The organism is Psychroflexus gondwanensis ACAM 44 (assembly GCF_000355905.1).
GTDB classification, from domain to species: domain Bacteria; phylum Bacteroidota; class Bacteroidia; order Flavobacteriales; family Flavobacteriaceae; genus Psychroflexus; species Psychroflexus gondwanensis.
Genome location: NZ_APLF01000038.1, coordinates 1 through 2,734, shown reverse-complemented (window position 1 = coordinate 2,734; position 2,734 = coordinate 1). Strand labels below are relative to the sequence as shown.

Below are 2,734 nucleotides of genomic sequence, written 5' to 3'. Positions count from 1 at the left end.
GTGGTGCGTTATTTTTTCAGCACCATTCGATTAGTTTTTTATCAAATTCTATAATCGGAATGTCTGTACAGCCACCAATTTCATCAGCGTTCACATCATTTTCGTCATCTGCTAAAATCCACTTTCCTGATTTATGCATTAAAATCAATCCTTTGAAAATCTCTTTTCCACCCGTTAAATTAGTGTTTTCGGTCTGTTCGACTGTTATTTTATTCTCATCGATTATCACTTTACATTCCGAGTTTGTTATTCGACCGCTAAATTCGGCAAAATATAATTCGTAGATAAAAATTCCTTGGGGTATTTTTTGTTCTGATTTTTCTTGCGGTGGTGGCGGTGGCGGAAGAGGTGGAATATTCCAGAATGAAATATTTAAATTCAATTTACTATTTAATTCGTCAAATTCATTCGTGATATTAAATAAAAGGTTTTCAATTCCATTTGTTTTTTCACTTCGTTCTGATTCAATTATTGTATAATAAACGTCAGGATTCTCGCTTTTATTTGAGGTATGATAATAGGCAAAATCGTTTTTTAATATATAATCTAATGAGTCAATGTTTATTTCTTTTTCAGAGCGGAATCTATGTGCGTTTCCATTTCGAAAAGTGACATAATGTTTGCTTTTGGGATTAAACGGTGCTGGATTGCAATCATAAACCGGATAGATATTTTTTATTAGATTTTTATCTTCAATGACAACTTTTGGGATACTGTCATTACAAGTTATTTCACTTATTCTGTCAATAAAAAGGCCGAAATTTTTAAATTCCGAAAGTTTGAGAGCTACATTAAGATTTTGGGGTTCACTTTTTAAATAACCATAATTTTTTATAGTTTTTTTGTCTTCTTCGCAACTTGTCAAAAGCAGAACTAATATCAAATATTTGACGAAACTTAATTTCATTGCAAGTTTTTTTTATAATGCACCACAACGTTATTGTGTATGATTAGTGGCGTGTTTAAGCACCTAAATTAGTAAATAAAAACTGAATAGAAAATCCGCGAGGATTTTTGTAAGTAGGCAAGAACCAGCCATTAATTATACACGGTGTTACCACACGTTTTTATTCTATTTGTTCAATTGGAATATTCAATAAATCTCCATCGTAATGAACTTCGTTTTGTTCAAATTGTTCTTTCGTAAACGCTTTTAATTTTTTTTCGGGTTTTAAATATTTTCCGAAAGATTTTATGTCAATCAATTCATTAAAATGCAGTTTAGTTCTGACAATTTCAAAGTCAGTATTTGGGAATTTCCGAGAATATTGTAATTCGTCAAAATACTGACCTTGCAGAAATAAAGTTTCGTTTTTCGATATTTTTATGTAAAATCCAGAACCTAAATCGTAAGTTTCTTTTCTCTTGTATACTTTGTCGGTTTCTATTTTCAGAACTTGTGCTTTTCCGTTTTTAATTTCGTTTTCAATTTTTTTATTCCAGCCAATTTGTCCGTTTCTATTCATCCAATAAATTACAATTCCAATTGAAAATATTTGCAAAGGAATTAAAATCAGAAGTTGCTTATCAGACGAGACTTTGCCAACAAATTTGTCATAAATCAACAAAGGTGCTAAAAGGACAAATGTTATTCCAATCCATTTCATTCCGAAATTTTCAAAATGTTGCCAAAGCGAGTTTTTCCGACTTTTCAGTTCTTTAATTTCTTCTGGATTATATGGCCGTTCAGTTTTTTTCAAATGTGTGGTAACGTTGTTGTATATGGTTTGTTGCGTGTTTCAAGCACCTAATTTAGTAAATAATTACCGACCAAGAAAGTCCGCGAGGACTTTCGTAAGTAGGCGAGAAGCCAGCAATAAATTATAAACGGTGTTGGCAACTGGCTTTTATTCTTCACTAAATTCAAACCATTTCTTTTCCATATAAACTGTGTCAATTAATGTTCCTTTTTTTAGAATGGCAATTTTCATAAATTGGTTTTCAGTTGATAAATACTTTAAGACCAAATCGTCCATTGATTGTGTGTGATAATATGAACCATATTTACAATCGTAAGGATTATTTTCAACATCTTTTGTAAAGACAGAGATTAAAATCATTTTTTTAGATAAAATATCTTTGGACTGAAATCCAAATATTCTAATTTCACTATTTATATTTTGAGGTATCCAAATTGTGCTATCTTTTTCAATGTATGCTTTGGAATAATCGTTTTGGTCTAATTCATATTTTGATTTTACAGAACCTACGCAAACATCTCCTTCTTCAATTCCGTTTAGCCAAACTTTCAGGTTTTCAATTCTATTTTCGGTCAGTTCTTTCAAATACAATGAAACACACATTGGATAAACACTTCCATATTCAGCTTGTTTGTTGTCCGCTGGGAATTTCATTTCCAATTCAGCGTCTCTATAAGTAATCCAAATTCTTTGCGCTTTTTTAAGTCGGTCAATAAAAGTTGAGTCAGATTTATATTCAGATAATATTTTTTGATAAACATTATTTAATTCAATATCGACTTTTTTATATTCATTACTTGACTCTTTATTCATTTCAGATTGTGTCTGAGAAAAACAAGTCAAATTAAAAGTCAGAAATAATATTAAAAGTATTCGGTTCATCTTTTCAGCGTTCTGTTTTTTAGCTTGTTGCCAACGGTTTTGTGTATGATTAGTGGCGTGTTTAAGCACCTAATTTAGCAAATAAAAACCGAATAGAAAATCCGCGAGGATTTTCGTAAGTAGGCGATAACCAAGCCATTAATTATACACGG

The 2,734-nt window shown here is 30.8% G+C and carries 3 protein-coding genes; all 3 read right to left on the bottom strand.

All coding sequences use genetic code 11. The features are described 5' to 3' along the window. Window positions 1–16: 16 nt before the first annotated feature. The gene (locus PGOND44_RS14760) at window positions 17–907 is read right to left on the bottom strand and encodes a hypothetical protein (RefSeq protein ID WP_003445873.1); all 891 of its coding nucleotides are present in this window, start codon (window positions 905–907) and stop codon (window positions 17–19) included. Between the two features lie 160 nt (window positions 908–1,067). Continuing rightward, window positions 1,068–1,700: a hypothetical protein gene (locus PGOND44_RS14755; RefSeq protein WP_003445870.1), complete on the bottom strand. Its 633-nt coding sequence runs from the start codon at window positions 1,698–1,700 to the stop codon at window positions 1,068–1,070. 147 nt (window positions 1,701–1,847) lie between these two features. Beyond that, window positions 1,848–2,582: a lysozyme inhibitor LprI family protein gene (locus tag PGOND44_RS15450; RefSeq protein WP_003445868.1), complete on the bottom strand. Its 735-nt coding sequence runs from the start codon at window positions 2,580–2,582 to the stop codon at window positions 1,848–1,850. Window positions 2,583–2,734: the final 152 nt, after the last annotated feature.

Excerpts from the sequence above, each read along its gene's own strand:
- PGOND44_RS14760 (WP_003445873.1), bottom strand. The coding sequence starts at position 907 with ATGAAATTAAGTTTCGTCAAATATTTGATATTAGTTCTGCTTTTGACA.
- PGOND44_RS15450 (WP_003445868.1), bottom strand. The coding sequence starts at position 2,582 with ATGAACCGAATACTTTTAATATTATTTCTGACTTTTAATTTGACTTGT.